Origin of the sequence: Veillonella montpellierensis (genome assembly GCF_947090115.1) — a bacterium.
In the GTDB taxonomy this organism is placed as follows: Bacteria; Bacillota; Negativicutes; order Veillonellales; family Veillonellaceae; genus Veillonella; species Veillonella montpellierensis.
Genome location: NZ_CAMUMS010000012.1, coordinates 1 through 20,734, shown reverse-complemented (window position 1 = coordinate 20,734; position 20,734 = coordinate 1). Strand labels below are relative to the sequence as shown.

General features: G+C 33.3%; 20 protein-coding genes and 3 tRNA genes. 14 read left to right on the top strand and 9 right to left on the bottom strand.

Annotated features, from left to right (window positions below; translation table 11 throughout):
* The first annotated feature begins 3 nt into the window (after nt 1-3).
* Together P6940_RS07095 and P6940_RS07090 are read left to right on the top strand one after the other, a co-directional pair.
* A complete protein-coding gene (locus P6940_RS07095; protein WP_028257843.1) occupies nt 4-774 on the top strand; it encodes a dihydroorotate dehydrogenase electron transfer subunit in 771 nt (256 codons plus the stop codon).
* A gap of 82 nt (nt 775-856) precedes the next feature.
* Nucleotides 857-1,831, top strand: coding sequence for a dihydroorotate dehydrogenase (locus P6940_RS07090; RefSeq protein ID WP_277293616.1), 975 nt, complete (start codon nt 857-859; stop codon nt 1,829-1,831).
* Nucleotides 1,832-2,660: 829 nt separating this feature from the next.
* Here the strand turns inward: P6940_RS07090 and P6940_RS07085 are convergent.
* Both P6940_RS07085 and P6940_RS07080 read right to left on the bottom strand, forming a co-directional pair.
* Entirely contained in the window at nt 2,661-3,554 is an 894-nt protein-coding gene (locus P6940_RS07085) for a LysR family transcriptional regulator (RefSeq protein ID WP_028257845.1), read from the bottom strand.
* 557 nt (nt 3,555-4,111) lie between these two features.
* On the bottom strand, nt 4,112-4,276 hold the full coding sequence (locus P6940_RS07080) for a hypothetical protein (RefSeq protein ID WP_156004906.1): 165 nt from the start codon (nt 4,274-4,276) through the stop codon (nt 4,112-4,114).
* Between the two features lie 376 nt (nt 4,277-4,652).
* Between P6940_RS07080 and P6940_RS07075 the strand changes: the two genes are divergently transcribed.
* From P6940_RS07075 to P6940_RS07055, 5 genes are all read left to right on the top strand, one after another.
* Nucleotides 4,653-4,729, top strand: a tRNA-Pro gene (locus tag P6940_RS07075).
* Nucleotides 4,730-4,735: 6 nt separating this feature from the next.
* A tRNA-Gly gene (locus P6940_RS07070) sits at nt 4,736-4,809 on the top strand.
* 36 nt (nt 4,810-4,845) lie between these two features.
* Nucleotides 4,846-4,922: transfer RNA gene (locus P6940_RS07065), tRNA-Arg, on the top strand.
* 90 nt (nt 4,923-5,012) lie between these two features.
* Nucleotides 5,013-5,561: a hypothetical protein gene (locus tag P6940_RS07060; protein ID WP_277293615.1), complete on the top strand. Its 549-nt coding sequence runs from the start codon at nt 5,013-5,015 to the stop codon at nt 5,559-5,561.
* A gap of 2 nt (nt 5,562-5,563) precedes the next feature.
* Entirely contained in the window at nt 5,564-5,929 is a 366-nt protein-coding gene (locus tag P6940_RS07055; RefSeq protein ID WP_277293614.1) for a hypothetical protein, read from the top strand.
* On the opposite strand, the gene P6940_RS07050 is transcribed toward P6940_RS07055, so the two are convergent.
* The 7 genes from P6940_RS07050 to P6940_RS07020 all read right to left on the bottom strand — a co-directional run bounded on the left by P6940_RS07050 (nt 5,918) and on the right by P6940_RS07020 (nt 12,560).
* Nucleotides 5,918-6,490 (bottom strand): site-specific integrase, encoded by a 573-nt coding sequence (locus tag P6940_RS07050; RefSeq protein ID WP_338116630.1) that lies wholly within the window; start codon nt 6,488-6,490, stop codon nt 5,918-5,920. The two genes, P6940_RS07055 and P6940_RS07050, sit on opposite strands and share 12 nt — an antisense overlap.
* A gap of 30 nt (nt 6,491-6,520) precedes the next feature.
* Complete coding sequence (locus P6940_RS07045; protein ID WP_277293613.1) at nt 6,521-7,129, bottom strand: site-specific integrase; 609 nt, start codon at nt 7,127-7,129, stop codon at nt 6,521-6,523.
* The gene (mobF, locus tag P6940_RS07040) at nt 7,098-9,683 is read right to left on the bottom strand and encodes a MobF family relaxase (RefSeq protein WP_277293612.1); all 2,586 of its coding nucleotides are present in this window, start codon (nt 9,681-9,683) and stop codon (nt 7,098-7,100) included. The genes P6940_RS07045 and mobF overlap by 32 nt, the downstream gene beginning before the upstream one ends.
* A 6-nt stretch (nt 9,684-9,689) precedes the next feature.
* Nucleotides 9,690-11,606 (bottom strand): type IV secretion system DNA-binding domain-containing protein, encoded by a 1,917-nt coding sequence (locus P6940_RS07035; RefSeq protein WP_277293611.1) that lies wholly within the window; start codon nt 11,604-11,606, stop codon nt 9,690-9,692.
* A 4-nt stretch (nt 11,607-11,610) separates the two neighbouring features.
* Nucleotides 11,611-11,907: a hypothetical protein gene (locus P6940_RS07030; RefSeq protein WP_277293610.1), complete on the bottom strand. Its 297-nt coding sequence runs from the start codon at nt 11,905-11,907 to the stop codon at nt 11,611-11,613.
* A gap of 339 nt (nt 11,908-12,246) precedes the next feature.
* Complete coding sequence (locus P6940_RS07025) at nt 12,247-12,369, bottom strand: hypothetical protein (protein ID WP_277293609.1); 123 nt, start codon at nt 12,367-12,369, stop codon at nt 12,247-12,249.
* Nucleotides 12,369-12,560, bottom strand: a complete 192-nt coding sequence (locus P6940_RS07020; RefSeq protein WP_277293608.1) for a helix-turn-helix domain-containing protein — start codon at nt 12,558-12,560, stop codon at nt 12,369-12,371. Before P6940_RS07020 ends, P6940_RS07025 begins: the two co-directional genes overlap by 1 nt.
* A 213-nt stretch (nt 12,561-12,773) precedes the next feature.
* On the opposite strand from P6940_RS07020, the gene P6940_RS07015 reads away from it, so the two are divergent.
* The 7 genes from P6940_RS07015 (at nt 12,774) to P6940_RS06985 (ending at nt 20,423) form a co-directional block, all read left to right on the top strand.
* Nucleotides 12,774-13,613, top strand: coding sequence for a helix-turn-helix domain-containing protein (locus P6940_RS07015; protein ID WP_277293607.1), 840 nt, complete (start codon nt 12,774-12,776; stop codon nt 13,611-13,613).
* Nucleotides 13,614-13,659: 46 nt separating this feature from the next.
* Nucleotides 13,660-16,374, top strand: coding sequence for a class I SAM-dependent DNA methyltransferase (locus tag P6940_RS07010; RefSeq protein WP_277293606.1), 2,715 nt, complete (start codon nt 13,660-13,662; stop codon nt 16,372-16,374).
* Nucleotides 16,367-18,286 (top strand): DEAD/DEAH box helicase, encoded by a 1,920-nt coding sequence (locus P6940_RS07005; RefSeq protein ID WP_277293605.1) that lies wholly within the window; start codon nt 16,367-16,369, stop codon nt 18,284-18,286. Before P6940_RS07010 ends, P6940_RS07005 begins: the two co-directional genes overlap by 8 nt.
* On the top strand, nt 18,283-18,573 hold the full coding sequence (locus tag P6940_RS07000) for a hypothetical protein (protein WP_277293604.1): 291 nt from the start codon (nt 18,283-18,285) through the stop codon (nt 18,571-18,573). The genes P6940_RS07005 and P6940_RS07000 overlap by 4 nt, the downstream gene beginning before the upstream one ends.
* Nucleotides 18,554-19,435, top strand: coding sequence for a GIY-YIG nuclease family protein (locus P6940_RS06995; RefSeq protein WP_277293603.1), 882 nt, complete (start codon nt 18,554-18,556; stop codon nt 19,433-19,435). The genes P6940_RS07000 and P6940_RS06995 overlap by 20 nt, the downstream gene beginning before the upstream one ends.
* A 447-nt stretch (nt 19,436-19,882) precedes the next feature.
* Entirely contained in the window at nt 19,883-20,158 is a 276-nt protein-coding gene (locus tag P6940_RS06990) for a ribbon-helix-helix protein, CopG family (protein ID WP_277293602.1), read from the top strand.
* On the top strand, nt 20,139-20,423 hold the full coding sequence (locus P6940_RS06985; RefSeq protein WP_277293601.1) for a type II toxin-antitoxin system RelE family toxin: 285 nt from the start codon (nt 20,139-20,141) through the stop codon (nt 20,421-20,423). The genes P6940_RS06990 and P6940_RS06985 overlap by 20 nt, the downstream gene beginning before the upstream one ends.
* Nucleotides 20,424-20,734: the final 311 nt, after the last annotated feature.

The following is a 20,734-nucleotide window of genomic DNA, read 5'->3' as shown; positions in this document are numbered from 1 at the left end:
TACATGAGTGGATATGTAGAAATGGGCGAAGTCGTTCGCAATGAACAAATTGGGGCCGATGTATGGGTTATGGACCTCTATGCACCTAAACAAGCGGCTGAAGCACAAGTGGGGCAATTTTGTAATGTCCGCCTGACTGATGGGACAGCGCCATTGTTACGACGCCCTATCAGTTATGCCAATTTTGACGCTAACACAGGCACGATTACTTTATTATATCGCGTCGTAGGGCGTGGTACTATGTTACTAACACGCTTAGTACCAGGGGATACACTCGATTGCTTGGGACCATTAGGACAACCGTTTACCACAACATCATCTATGCTGCTCATAGGTGGTGGCGTGGGAATTGCACCGATGCTTTCAATTGCCCATCATTTGAAAGCACATGAATCGGCTCATGTTATTTTGGGATTTCGCAATAAAAGTGAATTATTTTGGGCCGATTTATTTAACAATTTGCCCGTAACTGTGCATATTACCACCGATGATGGATCTGTAGGTACTAAAGGGTTTCCTACAACGATTATGCCCGACTTACTACAATCGACTGCGATTACATCGATTATGACATGCGGACCGATGCCGATGATGAAAGGCGTAGCAAAGATTGCTATGGAATTAGGAGTCCCTTGTCAAGTATCCTTGGAAGAACGAATGGGTTGTGGTACAGGTGGCTGTTTAGGCTGCGGCTGTGATGGCAAAGCAGGTAAGCGCTATAAAGTATGTAAAGATGGACCAGTGTTTGCGGCGGAAGATGTATTTTTCCTCTAGGTGCACACCTGTAGAGTCAGTGACCTAGCGAGTACGCTATCGATATATAATCGTACTATATACTAGAAAATGAGGTACAAGAATGGTTAGTAATACAACAATCTATAGGGCAAGTGAAAAAGATTTAAACGGCACTGTAACACCATCACCAAAACTAGCGACCACGTTTTGTGGAATTTCTATGAAAAACCCTATCATATCTGCATCGGGCACATTTGGTAACGCCTTGGAATATGTAGACTATATTGATATTAGTAATGAATTAGGCGCCGTATCCGTTAAAGGTTTGACGCCACGCGCTAGAAAAGGAAATGAGGGCACGCGAATTGCAGAAACACCATCGGGCATTTTGAATTGTATTGGTTTAGAAAATCCTGGAGCAGAAGGGTTCCTTTCCCAGGTGTTACCAGAATTAAAACACTATGCTCTTCCCGTACTCTGCAATATTTCCGCCGATTCAGTAGAAGAATATGGGTGGATGGCAGAGACCCTATCTGTCGATGGTGTTCATGGATTCGAAGTCAATATTTCTTGTCCTAATGTAAAGAGCGGGGGCCTCGCCTTTGGTGTGCGACCAGAAGATGCCGCAGCAGTGGCACGTAGTGTCAGACATCATACGACACTTCCTGTTATTATGAAATTATCGCCTAATGTAACAGATATTACAGAAATTGCTAAGGCCGTAGAAGCAGAAGGCGTGGATGGCATTAGTTTAATCAACACTTTATTAGGTATGGCTATTGATGTGCGTACACGACGACCTATATTAGGTAATCTATATGGTGGCTTATCGGGACCTGCCATTAAACCAGTAGCACTTCGATTAGTGCATCAAGTGGCACAGGCAGTGGCGATTCCTATTATGGGCATGGGCGGTATCATGACAGGTACAGATGCTATTGAATTTATGTTGGCTGGTGCTAGTTGTGTATCAGTAGGCGCGGCTTCTATGGTAGATCCTACTGCCATAAGCCGCATTGCACGGGAGATGGAAGACTATCTAGATACGTATGGGATTGATTCTATAAATGATATTGTAGGACAATTAGAAGTATAATACATTCATCTCTTTATGTAGTACATGTAGAGGATGTATAAGAATGAACATGTTGTTGTATAGGAATATACTATGAATTCTAAAAAAGATAACAGATTGATATAATCATTGATATATGTTTATAAGTTATGAAGTAGCTGATTATACCGCGTAGAAATTCAGTATACTAGACCGTTCTTGCTATAAAGAAATTATACATGGTGCATTCATTGGTAATCATGCAATATACGTGACGATGGTTTCATCAATGGTGAAACCATTATCCAGATATAAATTATTATCATACTGTAGTGATATAGTAGTTTCTTAGATAGTACATGGACCAATATGTCATTAAAGACGTTGCATTAGAAAGAATAAAACTAGTTAGCTCGTCCTTTACTACCAAGAAAAAAGTCTGTAAGTGTAGATACTTACAGACTTTTTGTTTTTTTTTGACGCATTGATAAGGGGGATAATTTCCTAGCTTTTACTTTCATAGCAACTCTATGATAGGATATCGTTCATTCCATACATTCGACTGCATAAAGATGTGAGACACTATAAGGATATTAGTATTTAATAGGAAAAAGGGCCACAAAGGACCCTTTTTATTGGCATGGTGTAACTAAATAGCAATGCCTATCAGCATACAAAATTGAGTAGACCCCAGTAACTGGTGTTACCATTGAAGTAGGACATGGTAAGCAAAGGTCAGTACCTTTTATAATGTAGTCATGAATTGATAGGTTACATGTTTAGTTGTTACGTTGATAGAATTACATCTATAGGGTATTCTTAGATACCAGAAATCTCGAACTGATAACGATCTGAGTTAGTATAACAGACATTATGCATTCGCTTTATAGAAATCTATAAATTGTTGTGCTACTGGTGATAGACTATGGCCTTTCAACACGATGAACGCCTTACGGAAGGTGCCTGAAAATTCTGGTAAACGTAAGCGAGTCACTTTTCTAAAATGAACATGTTCTTTTATATCCATTGGCACTAATGCTACAGTACGGCCTGTTTCTGCGGCCCATTCAATGGCAGAACTTCGTGTTGTGGTAATGGATACTACATTTAAGGTAGATAAATCTGCTAAAGGCGATTGCATAATCATGCGAACCGAACCACCAGATAAACTAAGGGGACATTTTCTAATATCAGTCCAGGAAAGAGATTCTTTTTCACGATTCGTCCAGAACACGTCAGTGCGGAATAAAGCATATAAATCTTCATCTTCTGTATGAATGATATCGAACTTTTCAATATCGACCATTTGTTCATTACAAATTCCAATTTCTGCACTACCGCTAATTAATTGACTTGTTACGTTGGCCATTAATCCTTCATAAATTTCATATCGTACCGATGGATACTTGACAGAAAAGTTTTTGATAGAGTCTTGAATTAATGAGGTAGATCGTGAAGCAGAGGCGGCAATGCGCAAGGTGCCTTCAATTTTTGAATTTAGCTGTTTTACTGCATTGTAAGTAGATTCTTCAATGGAACAAAGTTGCTGTGCTTTTTCATAGAATATACGACCAGCATCAGTTAATTGCAAATTAGAGCCTCGTTGACCTCGTTTGATGTGTAATAAGGGAGTGCCAAACTCAGCTTCTAAATATTTAAGCTGTTTGCTTAACGCTGGTTGTGTAATATGAAGTAATTCAGCTGCTTGTGTCATGTTACCCGTTTGGACTAGGGTGATAAAATTGTGATAATACGATGTGTCCATATGTATTCTCCATGTGTACTAACGGTAGTCTATTAATACTCGTAGAGTGGGCGAAATCTAACTGAGCTTTCAGCTAATATGACTGATACTACCAAAAAATAAATATATATTATCATTGTACTATACAAAAAGCTTTTTGTCTGTATCTAGATGCTAGTAAATCATTAATTTATAAGGTTCTTTGATATTGTTACTGTATAAAGTTTACAATAGAAGTTGCATATAATTATATTTGATAATTGAATTTTAATGTCATATTATTTTCCGTTTTAGATAGTTGTGAGATAGGTGAAAAGTCAGATAGTATAATGGCTATAATGTATATAGTCCAGCATAGTATGTATGTAGAATTGAATCAAATGGTATGATTATATGGATACTCCCTGTTTACATACGTAAAAATAGCGCATACAAAACTCCTCAATTTTGTATACGCTATTTTGTGTGGCAAGGGAGATAGTTTAACTAAGGGAACACATAGATGCTTTTATGGTCACATTAAAGTTTTCCTCAAAACTTTAATTAAAATCTAGGTTCTAATAACTGTCCCTCCTGAATTATTTAGAAGCAAAAACTCCAACTAAACCAACATTCATGTTTCGTCGTTGTTCAGTGGTCCATGGATGCCATACTTGATGGGCAACTGGATGATTATAACATGCAGGTGCAGCTGCTAATCGACGAGATTCTAAATGTTTTTCAAATGCTCTAAACAAATTCATTCTAATCCTTCTTTCCTAGTGCGAATGCACTATTGTAGCTAAGTCTCCTCAAACTTAGGTAAGTGAATGGGTTGTCATCATTTACTTACAATGTCAGTATACCGTCAAATTTAGAATATGTGAAATAACTTGTTTTTATTAAATTAATTACTATAAATTATATGATGATAAAATCCTTTGCAATATATGCTTTATAACTGGAAATATTAAAATATATTAATTTTAGTTATAAGTAAAATAATTATTATTTTTATAAAATGAATGCACTGGAGTGACGGATACAAGTAGCTAGATTATACATGTTATTTTTTATTAAAAATTCACTAGTTTTAAGTTGACAACTTATCATTTTGTTGTTAGAATAGATATTGCATTACGGGGCATAGCGCAGTTTGGTAGCGCACCTGGCTTGGGACCAGGGGGTCGCAGGTTCGAATCCTGCTGCTCCGACCATGTTATGCGGGTGTAGCTCAATGGTAGAGCCCCAGCCTTCCAAGCTGGTCACGAGGGTTCGATTCCCTTCACCCGCTCCATTTTTTTATCAGTATCTAATCGTATATAGTAATCATGGTTCAGTAGCTCAGTTGGATAGAGCAACGGCCTTCTAAGCCGTGGGTCGGGGGTTCGAATCCCTCCTGGATCACCAGCGTAAATAAGCGGATAGTTCGAGATGAGCTATCCGCTTTTTTGTAAAATTTAGTAGTTTTTTTAGTAGTTCTGGTTAGGAGTAGATTATATGAGTTTTGAAAATGGATATAAAGCAATTAACTATATTGGTGATTTAATTGATAATTACAATAAAGATACGTCAATTTTTATTAAAGCATTACAGATTTTTAATTCTTATAAAGTGCAGAGTAGTTGGCCACATAATTATAAAGCAATGAATAATGCGTTAAGTCTTTTGATGGGGTCTAGTCATGAAACGGTATTGAACTTTAGTCGTAACTATTTGTATTTGAAAAATAATAGAAATAGGGTAGCAGACTTGCATCCGATAGAGTGGCCAGAAAATATAGATGAACGCTTTATTAATGAATTAGAAATTTACTATAATCTTGTTAGTCAAGAAGTAGAACAGGCAGCACTGGCACGTATTAAACCACTTAAATTTGCTGGATTAGTTAGATCACAGCTTCCTATGAGTCAAACTAAAATGTTAAAACTAATACGTATGGATGGAGAAGGATTAGAGTTTGAAGTAGATAGACATGATGTGGAGTCAATTATTCGAACATTAGAAATAATGATTCAAGATTCATGTGAGATTAATAGTGAGGTATAGAAATGGATGGTAAAAAGGTTCACTCAGATATCTTTATGATGAAATTGACTAATCAAGAAATGATTGAAACTTCTGAGATTTTTAATACTCGATACTATGATTTGCAGATCGAAATGATTAATAAATATGTAGATGAATTAAAATTAGAAATATCGAATAAAAGTAATCAAATAAGTAATGATGTTAAAAGGGTTGATGATAAGTTTGAGGCTAAGTATGAAAATTTATTAGATAAAATTGAGGCTAAATACGATAGGTTAGAGCAAAGAATTTATTATTTATTTTATGCAGTAATAGGTGCAATATTAGCAGAAATTTTTTCTCGATATGGAAAGAATATCTTAAGTTTCCTACTTTCACAGCCCTAATTTATCCAATGCCTTAACTGCTTCTTTTTGTATATCAGGTACTAAGTGTGAATAGGTATCTAAGGTTAGTGTAATTGTAGAGTGGCCTAGTCTTTCTTGCACTATTTTAGGGTTTATTTTCTGTGATAGTAGAAGTGTCGCATGGGTATGACGGAGATCATGGAAGGTGATATGGTCTAAGTCTAGTTGTTTTAATATTGGTATAAAATATCTGGATTTGAAATTACTGGTCGATAAAATTTTCCCAAAGGTACCTGAGATAACAACTCCATATGAATCAGTCCACTTATCTCCTAATTCTTTAGCATAATTGGATTGAAACTCTTTGTAAGTGGCTAAATCACTTTGTAACTCTTGGCTGATAGGGATACAACGACGAGAAGTTTTAGTTTTAGTATCTTGGAATACTTGTCCTTTGGTACCTGTTTGTATTGTTCGCCGTACTGAGATAGTTCCGTGGATTAAATCAACACAGTCCCAGCATAGTCCAAATACTTCACCTAGTCGCATCCCTGTTCCTAAGGCAATTTTTGTTGCGATATAGGATGCGTAATAATTAATCCTATAAGGCGAGGATATATTATTACTGACTTATTGTTTCATTATGCTTGTAAGTTGATGAATCTCATCGAGTGATAAGGTATGAATTTCTGTAGTTATTAATCTAGGCGGTTTAGTTAATTTAATAGGATTTTTTAATAATAAGCCGATATTTACTGCATACTCAAATAGTTCTGAAAGATAACGTCTAGTGCAACGTATGGTGCTGGAAGATATGATATGGCCTTTTTTACCTTTCAATGTTCCATTACTCCAGTTGTTTAGGACTGTTTGTACTTGTTGCGGTGTAATTGAAGTTATTTTTATTTCACCTAAGAGGGGAAGTATATATAGCCTTAGTGTAGAATCATATTTCTTAAACGTTTTCGGCTTTACACTAACTTTCTTTACATCTTGTAGCCAGTAGTTACAGAAGTCTTTTAATTTGGTGTTTTTAGATGAAAAAATAGAAGTATTTTGTTGTGTAGCCTCTATCCATTGTTTTCCTAATTTATATACTTCTAATTTTGAGTTCCCAGAAAAAGCACGGCGAATTAGCTGATTGTCCTTAGTAATACTAAATTGTCCTCGCCATTTTCCCTGACTTTGAAAGAATGTGCCTTCTCCATTAGATCTTCTTAGATTTTTCTTTTGAGACATGTATAGTTTTCCTTTCTTTGTCTTTAGCAATGTATGGTGTGAAAGTTGATGAGGAAATCTTTTGTTGGAAGCGCTTAGCTTGTTTGATTAGAGCTTTCTTATCATCAGTAAAAATTTTTACGCTCTTTTTAGCACGGCTTACATCTACATAAATTTTATTGCGAGTATTGGAGTTTTTTTGTGTACTGTCATGTACGATTAGAGCGTTATCAACAGTAATACCTTGTGCCTTAAATGTAGTCATTGCATATCCATAATCAAAATGTTTATACTCTCTTGTATCAAATATTACCTTTTGATTTGTGTTGGTTTGTACTGTAACTTTAGGTCCATTGATATTTATGATTTTACCAAGTTGGCCATTTTTTATTCCTACTGTTTCACCATTAGTATCTTTGAGTTTATAGTCGTTTTTAGTAAAAACTACTTTTTCACCAATGGCATAAGGATTAGAACTTTCTATACCATACTGATTGACGCTAGTTAGTAAATATTCATTTTTTAGGATACCTTTTTCTACAAGTTTGTTATGAATTTCAGAATTGAGTTCATTACGATCATTATTGCGAGCTACTAAAATAGCACTTTTATCTTGTTGCTCAACTGTGTAATTACAGTATTCATGAATTACAGAATTTAAGCGATATTGTCGTTGAGGGATTTCCTTAATACTGTCGTCAATATAAGATAGTGGAGATTGTTTTTCTATATTTTCAAATTTGCCAGATAAGGCCTCTACTGTTTTTCTAAGATTAGAACCTTCTTCTTGCCGATTGATTTCCCTCATACGAACAGTAGGTACTTGTTCATTATCTTTTTTAGTCATTCTAGCAAATGCATTACCTGTACCAATTGGAAGTAATTGGTTTGGGTCACCAAGAAAGACTACTTTAGCATTCCTTTTTTCAGAGGCTTCTAGAATATTACTTAGTAGGTGATCTGGTAACATGGAGCTTTCATCTACTATCCAGACTTCTGGTATTTCAGATTTTTTTACAGATGAAAAATCCCAGGAATTGTGAGTGGTAGTAGGGGAAAGGTGATTTAGATATTTATGAATAGTTTGAGAGGAAATTGCAGCCTCTGACTCCATGGCCTCTGCTGCTTTTCCCGTAAATGCCATACCTATTACATTAACTCCTTGAGACTCGTATAGTAATTTAGCTTGTTCAAGCATAGTTGTTTTACCAGAACCTGCTATACCTTCTACCGCAATATATTTGTTAGAAGATGATAACATTAAATTAATAGCTTCTTTTTGTCCTTTTGAAAGCTCCCAACCTTGATATGCTTTGAGATTATTGGAAAGTATATCAATTTTGGCATTAGTATCATTTGGGTTTAAGGTACTATAATCTTCAATTTGGGGGCCTAGAAGGAGTGACTCTATATATTGGGTGCGAGCTAAGTTTTTAGGAGTTGTAAAATATATCTCATTATTTAGTTGACGAAAACCAACTTGTATTAATGTGCTTTGTAAGTGGTGTTCAAATATACTTTCAAATTCTGATAAAGTTACGCCAAGCATTATACCTTGCTTATATACTTCAATCATTAAGTCTGACTTAGAAAACGCATAGGACTTTTCTTGTAGATGGTCAATGGATTTTTCTAATATATCATTGATTTTTAAAGGTCTTGATGTATCCTTATTTTGTGTAGATTTATTTATAAAAAAACCGCCTAAACTATCAATAGATTTACGCCATACCTTCTCTAAAGTTGCTAGATCTTCAGGTGGTTTTGGTCTTCGTGATGCCAGACCTGCAGCATGTGCCCCATCCCATGTATCAGAAAATCCTTGGTTGGCTTGATAATCTTGAATTTGAAATTTCCTTTTTGAAAAATGATCGATTAGAGTATCATTTATACCTTCAATCTCAAAATGTATGTTTTTCTGATCTTTGCTCAAGGATTCTCGAAGGAGAATCCTTTTTTCTTGCAAGGCTTTAGATAATTCATTGTCATACATTAAAGAGAAAAGATATTGGTTTGCGTGAATAAATCGATCCTCAATCGTCATGATTTTGCCATTTATCATTGTTTTCCTAAAAAGTAAGCAATGGGTGTGTAATTGCGGATCTTGCTCTCTAGATACTCTATGTTGTAAACACGCAAATAAAGCATTTTGGGTTTTTATATTTTCTGTTCTATTATCTTTATTTGTATGTTTGCGCCATACCACATAATTAGATTCAATGAAAGTTAAGACATTTTTAACAGCCTGATTATGTGCATCTAGAAGATCATATTTTAATGCAGGATTTAACATCGCAATTGAGATAGATTTTGGTGGAGAGAAGGTTACATCTATAGCCAATTTTTTTGCATCAGGTGCCAATTCGTCTTTTAATGTATTTATTTTTTGTTCGTAATTATCTTGAGATAAAGGTGCTATAGTGCTTTTATATGGATTCGGAATATCATATCCTATAGGGGATAATAATCCTTTACCAAACCAAAAGTCTTCTTGTGTAATTGTGCGACTATAATAATCATCTTTATTATAGTATTGTCCTGCTTGGATGATGGAAACATTAGATGTTGTAACCATAGTAGACTATTCTCCTTTTCTATACTTGTTAATTAAGTCTTCGCCATAACGATGTTCTTTATACTTCTTAAACCTTTCTCTATTTGTTTGTATATTTGTCTTAAATGAATTTACTGTTTTTTTATCAATAGGAACAAAGTGTTTTATATTAGGGTTTTCATTAAAGAACAATTGAGGGATTATTAAATTAAAAGGATTAAAACCTAATATCTTTCCATAGCCTTTAAATGGAGGTAAGGCCTGTAATTGACTTGGAAGAATAAGTGATTTAGTTGTCGTATCTTGGCTAATAGAGGGGACAGGACTACCGTTTTGAGGTAGTTGAATTGATTCTTTGTATTCAATAATTTCCTCTACACCAAAGTTATCCGCAAGTTCTTTTGCAGTAGCTGCATCGTTAATCCGTAGTACTATTTGCGTGCCAAAGTTATTTAAGAATGATTGCATTACTTGTGGCCCATATTTTTCCCTTAATAAACCAGGAGCTTGCGTTAAAGCAAGAATACTAATGCCATAACTTCTACCTTTTGTGATTAAATCAGGTAGTAATTGAATTTTGTTGACGCTACCAATTTCATCAATAATAAAATACAGTCTGCAATTTTGGCTTTCAGGTAAAGTGAGTGCTTCATTAATCATGATATCCATGACTAGTGATAATAATGGTGCCATAATTTGTTTGCGGTTAGCAGGGACTAATAAATATAAGTTTGGTATTGTACCATTTTTTCGTTGATACTCCTCTCTAATGTATTGTTTAAAGGAAAATGCAGCATTTTCATCAGTTGAATCTTTTAAGTGGATGAAAGGCTTTAGACCGCTTGCTAGAGTTGCAAGTATAGAGGCAAGCGTATTATCTGGAGCGTTTAAGTACTGCTTAGATGTTATTAATGTTGGTGGTAAAGAGTTAATTGCTTCTGTTAGATTTTTTGCAGGTTGTTTAAAAAAAGCTAGAATATCATAATTTTTTTTTCGACCTTTTAAATCAAGGTACTTTAAGCCATCTGCAAATATAGCTCCTGCAGCTAATCCCCAAAATGGATCTTTTGCACCTTCTTGTTCAAATAAGATAGAGGCGAAGGTATCATAATCTGAAATATCATCAATATCATTAAATATTGACCAACTAATACTACGTTTATCAAAAGGACAAAAGATGTAGTCATCGGATTTTGCAAATTTTCCTACGAATTCAGGCTTTACATCCGTAATAATATAGTGGCGTTTATCATTATATTTTTTGCTATATGTATTAATTTGATTAAGAAATTGACTGAGTAATACAGATTTACCAGATCCACTAGCGCCGAAGACCAGAATATGTTTACATTCGGTATCTGTGGGAATATTTATATTACCAATAGATAAAACGTGAGGTTTATTTTTTGTATATAAACTCATTTGTTTTTGCGATAATAATTGCATACCACGCTTATGGAGTGCTTTTTTAGATATAGAAGTATCTTTTAAATATTGATTATAATTCCAATATAGTGATATCTCTAAACTTAATAAAAGCGTTATTAGCCAATATTTTTTGTAATTTTCCTTTAAAATATAAAGCTGATTATTGGTTAAATGGTCGATTACATTTTTATAATTTTTGAATGGAATTTTATTCCTAGGATTTACTTCAAAATCAAATTTATGACTTGCAATAAATTGACCGATTTGAGTTTTATAAGTATCTGGCTTTATAGGATTAATATAATTTAAAGCTACTTCTTTTGTTACATAAATATTTTGAGTGGATATGATATTTTCTGCTTGATAAAGCAAACCATAAAATAGTCCTGCAGATGCAAGTGCTTGAAGGATGAATAGGACAATTAATATATTTCTTAGATATTTTTTCCATATAGTAAACGTAATTTTTCCTCTTTTAAGTTCTTTAAAAGCAATATTGTTGTTAATATTTGTCATTGTGTTAGTCCTTTCTGTAAATTGTAGAGCAGATTTCTTCAAATTTATCTTCTGCACTATATAATTCATATAATCCTTTAAAAAGGCTTAATGTTAAAATTTCAAGTCGATCTAGATTTTGATTTAAAGAGTTATAGAAGTCCGAATCTATACAAGTGCTTTGGTGAAAGTGTTGGTCAATTAGATTTGTGATATAACTTGATATACTTTTATTTTCTAAAGCGGCAATATTTTTAATTTGTCTTTTTAATTGTGATGTGCAATAGATTTTAATAGATTCATTTAGATCTGTATTTGTCATAAAGGTCTCCTTTGTGTTTTAGGGGGGAATAGTAGAGTAGATAGTGCCTAATCTACTTCATACACCATACGCACTGCATGCGAGGGGATATAAAGATTGAAAATAGCTTGGTTATCAGATTTGTTATGGGAACACACTTATTGATAAGTAGCGATATAGGATAATTTTATTTAGGTATGTTACTCTTATAAGGCTAGATACTATATGGTTAGATGGTAGTGATGTATCTATGTTCCCATTAAATTGTGAATAGCATTGTAAAATCGAGATAATAAAAAGCGCTAAAGACTATTTAAAGCAATAGAACTCTAGCGCCTCACGCAGCATAGAACAGAAGTTTTATTTTGTAATATTTTTATTCCTATATTTAATACGATCTCTTACATATTTAATTTTTCCGTTGGATAGTGTGATAGGATAATAATCTCGTTGCTTTTGCCAAGTTGGCTGTTTACTTTTCATTACTGGTTCTCCTGTTGAATATTGAAGTTAGCTTTGCAAAAATTTTCCAAGGCTTCTTCTGGAATTAAAATTTTATGTCCTATATAGATGCAGTTTAGACTTTTACTTCTAATTAAATTGTAGATATGGCTGACACTGATATTTTTGTTGAAGTAAAGTTCTGATGCTTCTCGTACAGTGTAAAGGTTCATGGCACGTTCCTTTCATTGTATAAAAATAGCAAATCTGATATAATAAATTAATAAAAAAGTGCTTAAAAATGATAACAATATCTTTTTATGAAAATAAAAAAATAAATAAAATTACTAATAATAAAATTAATTGCTAAATAAGCAATTATCTATCTGTTGAGGACATTATAATATATATAAAATAAAAAAGCAATAGAAGAGGAGGGATAAATTATGAAGTTTTTTGATACCTTAATGAATTTTCGTAGTGTAAATATATCTGCAAAAAGTGAATTTTCTAATAGATTGGAGATGCTAATAAAAGAGTTTGGGATGCAAAAGAAAGAATTAGCAAATAATTTAGGCATAGCGCCAGTTGCAATAACTAAGTATACCAAGGGTGTTTCAATGCCTTCTTTTGATGCTTTAGTAGCTATTGCAGGATACTTTAATGTAACTATAGACTTTTTGTTAGGACGAACTGATGAACCATTTTTAGAAAAAGATTTTGTTTATTTTTGTCCAATTGGAAAGATTAATTATAGTTTTATCTTTATTAATAAAAATCAAGAGGAAGAGCGATTAGAAGGTTGGTTAGATTATATTTTTGGCCTAACAATTTGGAATATGGATTTGCCAAAAGATGAGAATGCTTTAAATCAATTCTTATGCTTTAAATTTTCTAAAGAAGAAAGTAATCAACGATTGTATGAGTGTCTTTTCTTAACAGATGAATTAAGTGTCAAAGAATTTTTATTTGAGATGCAGCAGAAGTTAGGACTTCCATTTATGAAAGAATATGTAGGTGCGATGGCCATACAATCACAATATCTTGTGAATTTATTAATCTGGAATGAAGAGAGTATAAAGCCACCTATAGGGGCTTTGCCATGTGTGGACCCCCAATATTTGACGAATCTATTGAAACCGATTTCTAATGAAAAGGTTAGATTAAATTACAGTTCAACTAGCGGTGCAATGCCTCATTTGACTACATGGTTGAATCTATCGGATGAGGACCGAAGAGAGTTATTGATGAGACGTTTAAGACATATAAAGAGTAATTTCAAATAAAAGTTTTACAATAAGAATATTATAGGGTGTATTTTAGGGGGAAATGATGGCACAGTTTGATATTGTAGCGATAGAAGATCGGGCAAAGGAGTTAATAAATAATTTAGATAAGGACACTTTTTTTTATGATTTTCTAGCTTTATATAGTTTTCCAAAGTCTACTTTAACTAGAATTAGGAATAATAAAGAGTTCGAGGTAAAAAACAAAGTTTTATTTAATGAAATTAAAGAAGGTCAATCACCTGTTGCTAATGTGGTAGAAATTGAGAAAAACTTGAATAATAGAAATTCTAAACCACGTTTTATTATTGCCACGGACTATCAAGAACTAGCAGCTAAAGATATGGCGACAAAGGATACTTTAAATATTGATTTTGACGAGTTATTTTTATATGTTGATTTTTTCTTGCCATGGAATGGTATTGAAAAAATCGATTATGCCAAAGAGAGTCCAGCAGATATTAAAGCTGCGGAAAGATTTACGAGATTATATGATGAATTAAGAAAAATAAATCAATTTGAAGATCAAACTATAAAAGAAAAAGAGTTTAATCTTTTCTTGATTCGACTTCTCTTTTTATTATTTGCTGAAGATACGGGTATTATGCCTAAAGGTGTTTTAACAAATACTATTAAAATGAGAACCAAGGAAGATGGAACAGACTTAAATGATCTATTTAACACAGTCTTTGCTAGTCTGGATGTTCCTGATAGAGAGAGTCAAGATAAATGGTTAAGAGAATTTCCATATGTAAATGGTAAGCTTTTTACGCAAGCGCATACAGCTTTGAGCTTTGATAAACAAACCAGAAAATTAATTATAGAAGCAGGTGAACTTTTAAATTGGAACGAGATTAATCCAGATATATTAGGTGCTATGATACAAACTGTGGCTAGTAAAGAACAAAGAGCGGTATCAGGAATGCACTATACTAGCGTTGAGAATATTATGAAGGTTATACGGCCGCTTTTTTTGGATGAATTAGAAAAAATTTATTCAGATATTATTATAAAGATTAATGAAAATGAAGAAAAAGATATAACAGATCGGACACGACGTGAGAATAAAAGCGCTTATTTAAATGCACTGATTAAATTATATGATAGAATTTCAGAAATAAAGTTTTTTGATCCTGCATGTGGATCTGGTAATTTTCTGATTATTACTTATAAATCTATTCGGCGATTAGAAATCAAATTATTAAAATCCATACGAGAACTGCAAAAAAATTATGAATTTGATATGTTCCAGACTTCGAAGATTAGTCTTAGCAATTTTTATGGTATTGAGTTAGATGATTTTGCACATGAAGTGGCTAGATTATCATTATGGATTGCAGAATATCAGATGGATATAGAGGCTGAACGGGAAATTTTCTGGAAGCCAGCATTTCTTCCACTAAAAGATGTTGGTAATATAACACAAGGCAATGCGATGCTTTTAGATTGGAATGAAATAGTAAATCATGATGATACAAATGAAATTTATCTGATAGGTAATCCGCCATATATTGGCTCAAGTTTACAGTCTAAAAATCAAAAGATGGATGTTAAGTTGGCAACGGATGAGGCTGAAGGTTTTGGAAAAATGGATTATATTGCTGGCTGGTTTTTTAAAGGCGTAAACTTTATTAATTCAGCAAATGCTAAACTTGCATTCGTTACAACTAATTCTATTTTTCAGGGAGAGCAAGTTGCAATAATATGGGAACCATTGTTAACAAAAGCCTCAATAAATTTTGCATATACATCTTTTAAGTGGGGAAACTCTGCAGCTAATAATGCGGGAGTAACGGTAGCTATTGTTGGATTATCGAATTTATCGAATGCTAAAAGTGATAAGCAATTATTTGATGAGAATAATAAAAGAATTATAGTGAATAACATCAGTCCATATTTAACTAATGGAGAAAATATTTTAGTTCGGAATAGTAGAAATTCATTGACTGGCTTACCTAAGATGAGTAGGGGGAATGGTGGATATGATGGAGGTGCATTAATTTTTGAAATAGCTGAATACGAAGAAGCTATAGAGTTATTTCCAGATATGAAGCCATTGTTTAAAAGATATATAAATGGTCAAGAATTTATTCGTGGCATCTATAGATATGCGCTTTATATGTCAGAAGAGGATTATAAATTATTTTTACATAATTCGATTGTTTCGAATAGAGTAGAACGAGTTAAAACCTATAGATTAGCATCTAAATCTAAGCCAACCCAAGAATTAGCTAAAATGCCATGGAGATTTGGTGAAACGAAAGATTTTTCAGGACAGGCAATTTTAATACCTAGAGTTTCCTCTGAAAATAGGGAGTATATTCCTATGGATTTTTTAGATGATGATGATACGATGGTTTCAGATGCAGTAATAACGATTTATGGAGCACCTGTTTGGTTATTAGGTTTGTTACAATCTAAAATGCATATGATATGGTTATCAGCGATAGGTGGCAAGCTAAAAACGGATTATCGATATTCGGCTGGATTAGTGTATAATACATTTCCAGTTCCTGAACTATCGGCTAAACGTAAGAGTATGATAGAGGATCAAGTTTTTAATATCTTGGATTTGAGAGAAGAATTGGGTGGAAGTTTATCAGAATTATATCATAGAGATACGATGCCCAAAGAACTTCGTGATGCACATCATAATCTTGATGAAATTGTTGAACGGGCATATAGAGATGCTCCATTCAAATCAGATGAGGAAAGATTAAGTTATTTGCTTAAACGGTATAAGGAGATAATTAATGAGTAAGTTATTTGAAGTGACGTATGGTCAAAAGCAAACATCGGTAAATACAGATAGTTTAGGTATGAGAGATATGCAAGCACGTGTGTATGAAAAAAGAAATTCACAACATTTGCTAGTAAAAGCCCCACCAGCTTCGGGAAAATCGCGTGCACTTATGTTTGTTGCGTTAGATAAATTAAGAAATCAAGGGTTAAAAAAGGTTATCATTGCAGTGCCTGAGAAGTCGATAGGAAAGTCTTTTAAATCGACAAAGCTTTCTGAATATGGATATTACTGGGACTGGATTGTAAAGGATGAAAATAATTTAACAATAGGCGGTACATCGAAGAGCAAAGTTGATGCTTTTATCAATTTTATGAAGTCTTCAGACCCATCGGATGATATTCTTATTGCAACTCATGCAACATTACGTTTTGCTTCTGAAAAGTTGGATGCTGGAGATTTTGACTCTTGTTTACTTGCTATTGATGAGTTTCATCACGTTTCTCAGGAAGATAATTCAGTGTTAGGGGTTGCATTACGTGATATTCTTAAGAATTCAAGTGCGCACGTTTTTGCTATGACGGGATCATATTTTCGAGGTGACTCCGTTCCAATTTTAGAACCTTCAGATGAGCAACTTTTTGATAGAGTGACATATACTTATTATGAGCAATTAGAGGGTTATAAATATTTAAAATCTTTTGCTATGTCTTATAAGTTTTATAGAGGTCGATATATAGATGCTTTAGAAGAACTAAAGGACGAGTTTATAGATAAAAAAACTATTATTCATATTCCTAATGTAAACTCTGGGGAGTCAACTAAAGACAAATATGGAGAAGTGGATCAGATTTTGGATGTGCTTGGCACATACTTACAAAAAGATGAGCGAGGTATTACTTATATTAAAACAAAGACTGGAAGAATCCTTAAAGTTGCTGATTTGGTTACAGAGGATGGAAGAGAGAAAGTAGCTGGATATTTGGCACAAATGGATAAAGTTGAAGATTTAGATATGATTATTGCATTAGGAATGGCTAAAGAAGGATTCGACTGGCCATTTGCAGAGTATGCTTTAACAATTGGATATCGATCAAGTTTAACAGAGGTAGTACAAATTATTGGACGTGTTACGAGAGATTCATTTAATAAAACGGAAGCGATGTTTACTAATCTCATAGCAGAACCGGATGCAGATAATGAGGAAGTACAGTATGCTGTTAATAATATTATGAAGGCTATTACAGCGAGTTTATTAATGGAAAGCGTTTTATCCCCTGTTATCAAATTTAAACCGAAAGATCAAACGAATACGGAGATAAATAAACCGATAATATCTATTCGCGGACTACCTAAAATTTCTACTGACCGTGCAAAAAAAATAATAGAGCAAGATATGGTTGAGTTAAAAGCTTCAATATTACAGGATGAAATTGTTCAAACAGCTATATCAGCAGGTGCTGATGCAAAAGTTATCAATAAACAATTAATTCCTAGAGTTATAGCTACAAAGTATCCAGATTTAACACAACAGGAGGTTGAGGAGGTTCGTCAGTATACTGTTGTAGACCTTACTTTAACTAATGCTGAGAGAGATAAAGACAATAAACAACTGTTAAAAATGGCGGATAAATTTGTTAATGTTGCAGATTTAAGTATTGATCTTATTGATTCCGTAAATCCGTTCCAATCAGCTTATGAAGTCATTTCTAGGGATGTAGATTCAAAAACTTTACAGTTAATTTCACGTGCTTTTGATGCTAAAAAATTTGAATTTACTAATGATGAACTTAGAATGCTTTATCCACAAATAAAATCTTTTCAAAAAGAACATGGAAGATCTCCTAGACGAGATAGTAAGAATCTTGAGGAAGTTAGACTATATTATGCGCTTGCTAAGCTTGCGCAATTAAAACAGGAGCGTAATGTATGATTGAAAACTTTGCAACATTAGAGGATGTTTTTGCGGATGATCTTTTTGATGTATTAGTTGAAGATATTAAACCCAAAAGAAGTATAATAATAGACGGAGAGATTGAAAGGTTTCAAGAAATTATTGATTGGATGAAGGAGCATGGAAGGGAGCCAACAAAATCAAAAGTTATGAAAGAACGAAAGTTATACTCAAGGCTTAAAGGAATAAGAAATAATCCAGATAAATGGGGAAAATGTAAAGAATATGATATTTACAATCTGCTGGATGGTGAGAGCGATGCATGATAATTTAGATGATATATTATCAGATGAAAGTTTATTTGCAGATTTAGAGATGGATCAAAATCTTTTCAGTAATGAGCGTTATAGAAGAACTGTGGCAGTTAAAGCTAGATCTAGCCAACGTAAAAGAATGAACGAAGGGTTTAATGAGTATAAATGGAGGTTCACACAAGTTCAAGATGACGTAGCTAGAGGACATAGAAAGATTAAATCATTTGATGATATTCATACAGGAGATAAAATTAGTAAGGAGAATCCAATTAAACAAGGTTCTTTTTATATAGACAATGGCATAATGCTTTATATTGACAGGATTTACGACCCGAAAACAGGCGAAAGTAAACAAAGTTCGACTAATCGAAATGATAAAATTCATGTAGTTTATGAAAATGGTACAGAGAATGATGTAAAGTTATTAAGTTTAATTTCTTCGCTTTATGATACAAAACGCCTTGGCCGTTTTGTAACAGACGTGATTGATAAGTCATTGGATGATTCTGGTAAAAGTATTACTACAGGATATATATATGTTGTAAGATATGCAGGAAAAGATCCTCGATTTCTGCATATGGAAAATCTATATAAGATTGGTTTTGCAAAGGATGTAAAGAAAAGATTAGATAATACTGCGAATGAATCAACATATTTATTTGCGCCAGTAGAATTAGTATGCGAGTTTGAAGTTCAAAATATAGATGTTAGAAAAGTAGAAAAATATATTCATCATAGGTTAGCAGATAAAAGAGTGGATTTATCTGTAGTAGCGCCTAATGGTCGCCAAATGACAATAAAAGAATGGTTCCTGATAGACTTAGAAAATATCCAATATATTATTAATAAGATGGTAATTGATTTACAAGTGTGATTGAATGTGTAGTTGTGCTTGTAATAAAATATATCCTATTTATAATTAACGGAATATATATACTCAATACTACACATATTTGTTGTTTATATACAAAAAGCACCCTTTATATTGTATATAAACTTATCTTTAATTCTTCTAAGCCGTAGGTCGTGGGTTCGAATCCCTCCTGGATCACCAGCGTAAATAAGCGGATAGTTCGAGATGAGCTATCCGCTTTTTGTATGAATTTCGGTAGTTTTCAAATTCCTAAATTCTCTAGTTCTTTGATACCTGTTTGGATGATTCGTCAAACGGAAATTATATCATGATTTAAATTCACGTAATCCCAACATTTGTGGTGTATTTTTGGTTGAAATATTAGGTTATCAGAATATGTAATATTTTAAATTGACGAAGTGTGTATAGTGTGTATAATATAAAGTAAAGATAAAAGGAGATGATATTATGGCAACAATTAGAAAGAATATAACTTTGCCTATTGATGTATATGAGGCAATCAATGAATATGCGAAAAGAAGTGGAGTATCTTTTTCTGAATTTTTAAGAGAAACAGCTATGAAAGCAATTTCGAAACAAGAAGACGCAAGTCTTTTGGCATATATGCAAGCTAAGACTTCTTATGTAGACAGAGAAGAACAAGAAGAAATTGAGAATTTGAATATAGACTTTGATAATTTGGATGGAAAGGAAATCACCTTAGATGACTTCTTACAAGGTTAAGTATTCAAAGAATGCAGAAAAATTCGTTAAGAAACATAGAGCTATCGGCGTTCGATTCTTAAAGGCTTTTGATGAAATTGTAACGGATAAGGAAAGTATTCAGTTCTACGATATAAAAAAGTTCCATTCTAAGCGCTTTAATGATATTTTTAGGCTGGGCATAGGTGATTATAGAGCGGTGTTCCGAATTGTAGATAATGAGCTCTTAGTTTATCTATTTGCTGTTGGTTCAAGAGGCGATATTTATAAAAAGGTAAATATGTAGTTTGAGTTGCAGTAGAGTAAAGACTATATAGAAAACATAGAATATATATACAATAAAGGATAAAAATGACAATAATATATGCAGAAAAGAGCTAATAGAATGTATAAATTATAGTTATTGTTCCTTCTAAGCCGTGGGTCGGGGGTTCGAATCCCTCCTGGATCACCAGAGTAAAAAAGCGGATAGCTCGTAATGAGTTATCCGCTTTTTTACATTGTACGCCGAATAGGCATGATTAACCCCCAGTTAAACTGGTGGTCAGTAAAATTTCTTAGAGAAAAGGAAAGAACCTCCTAGTGATAAAATGAAGT

Excerpts from the sequence above, each read along its gene's own strand:
- P6940_RS07095 (WP_028257843.1), top strand. The coding sequence starts at position 4 with ATGAGTGGATATGTAGAAATGGGCGAAGTCGTTCGCAATGAACAAATT.
- P6940_RS07090 (WP_277293616.1), top strand. The coding sequence starts at position 857 with ATGGTTAGTAATACAACAATCTATAGGGCAAGTGAAAAAGATTTAAAC.
- P6940_RS07085 (WP_028257845.1), bottom strand. The coding sequence starts at position 3,554 with ATGGACACATCGTATTATCACAATTTTATCACCCTAGTCCAAACGGGT.
- P6940_RS07080 (WP_156004906.1), bottom strand. The coding sequence starts at position 4,276 with ATGAATTTGTTTAGAGCATTTGAAAAACATTTAGAATCTCGTCGATTA.
- P6940_RS07060 (WP_277293615.1), top strand. The coding sequence starts at position 5,013 with ATGAGTTTTGAAAATGGATATAAAGCAATTAACTATATTGGTGATTTA.
- P6940_RS07055 (WP_277293614.1), top strand. The coding sequence starts at position 5,564 with ATGGATGGTAAAAAGGTTCACTCAGATATCTTTATGATGAAATTGACT.
- P6940_RS07045 (WP_277293613.1), bottom strand. The coding sequence starts at position 7,129 with ATGTCTCAAAAGAAAAATCTAAGAAGATCTAATGGAGAAGGCACATTC.
- mobF (WP_277293612.1), bottom strand. The coding sequence starts at position 9,683 with ATGGTTACAACATCTAATGTTTCCATCATCCAAGCAGGACAATACTAT.
- P6940_RS07035 (WP_277293611.1), bottom strand. The coding sequence starts at position 11,606 with ATGACAAATATTAACAACAATATTGCTTTTAAAGAACTTAAAAGAGGA.
- P6940_RS07030 (WP_277293610.1), bottom strand. The coding sequence starts at position 11,907 with ATGACAAATACAGATCTAAATGAATCTATTAAAATCTATTGCACATCA.
- P6940_RS07025 (WP_277293609.1), bottom strand. The coding sequence starts at position 12,369 with ATGAAAAGTAAACAGCCAACTTGGCAAAAGCAACGAGATTATTATCCT.
- P6940_RS07020 (WP_277293608.1), bottom strand. The coding sequence starts at position 12,560 with ATGAACCTTTACACTGTACGAGAAGCATCAGAACTTTACTTCAACAAA.
- P6940_RS07015 (WP_277293607.1), top strand. The coding sequence starts at position 12,774 with ATGAAGTTTTTTGATACCTTAATGAATTTTCGTAGTGTAAATATATCT.
- P6940_RS07010 (WP_277293606.1), top strand. The coding sequence starts at position 13,660 with ATGGCACAGTTTGATATTGTAGCGATAGAAGATCGGGCAAAGGAGTTA.
- P6940_RS07005 (WP_277293605.1), top strand. The coding sequence starts at position 16,367 with ATGAGTAAGTTATTTGAAGTGACGTATGGTCAAAAGCAAACATCGGTA.
- P6940_RS07000 (WP_277293604.1), top strand. The coding sequence starts at position 18,283 with ATGATTGAAAACTTTGCAACATTAGAGGATGTTTTTGCGGATGATCTT.
- P6940_RS06995 (WP_277293603.1), top strand. The coding sequence starts at position 18,554 with ATGGTGAGAGCGATGCATGATAATTTAGATGATATATTATCAGATGAA.
- P6940_RS06990 (WP_277293602.1), top strand. The coding sequence starts at position 19,883 with ATGGCAACAATTAGAAAGAATATAACTTTGCCTATTGATGTATATGAG.
- P6940_RS06985 (WP_277293601.1), top strand. The coding sequence starts at position 20,139 with ATGACTTCTTACAAGGTTAAGTATTCAAAGAATGCAGAAAAATTCGTT.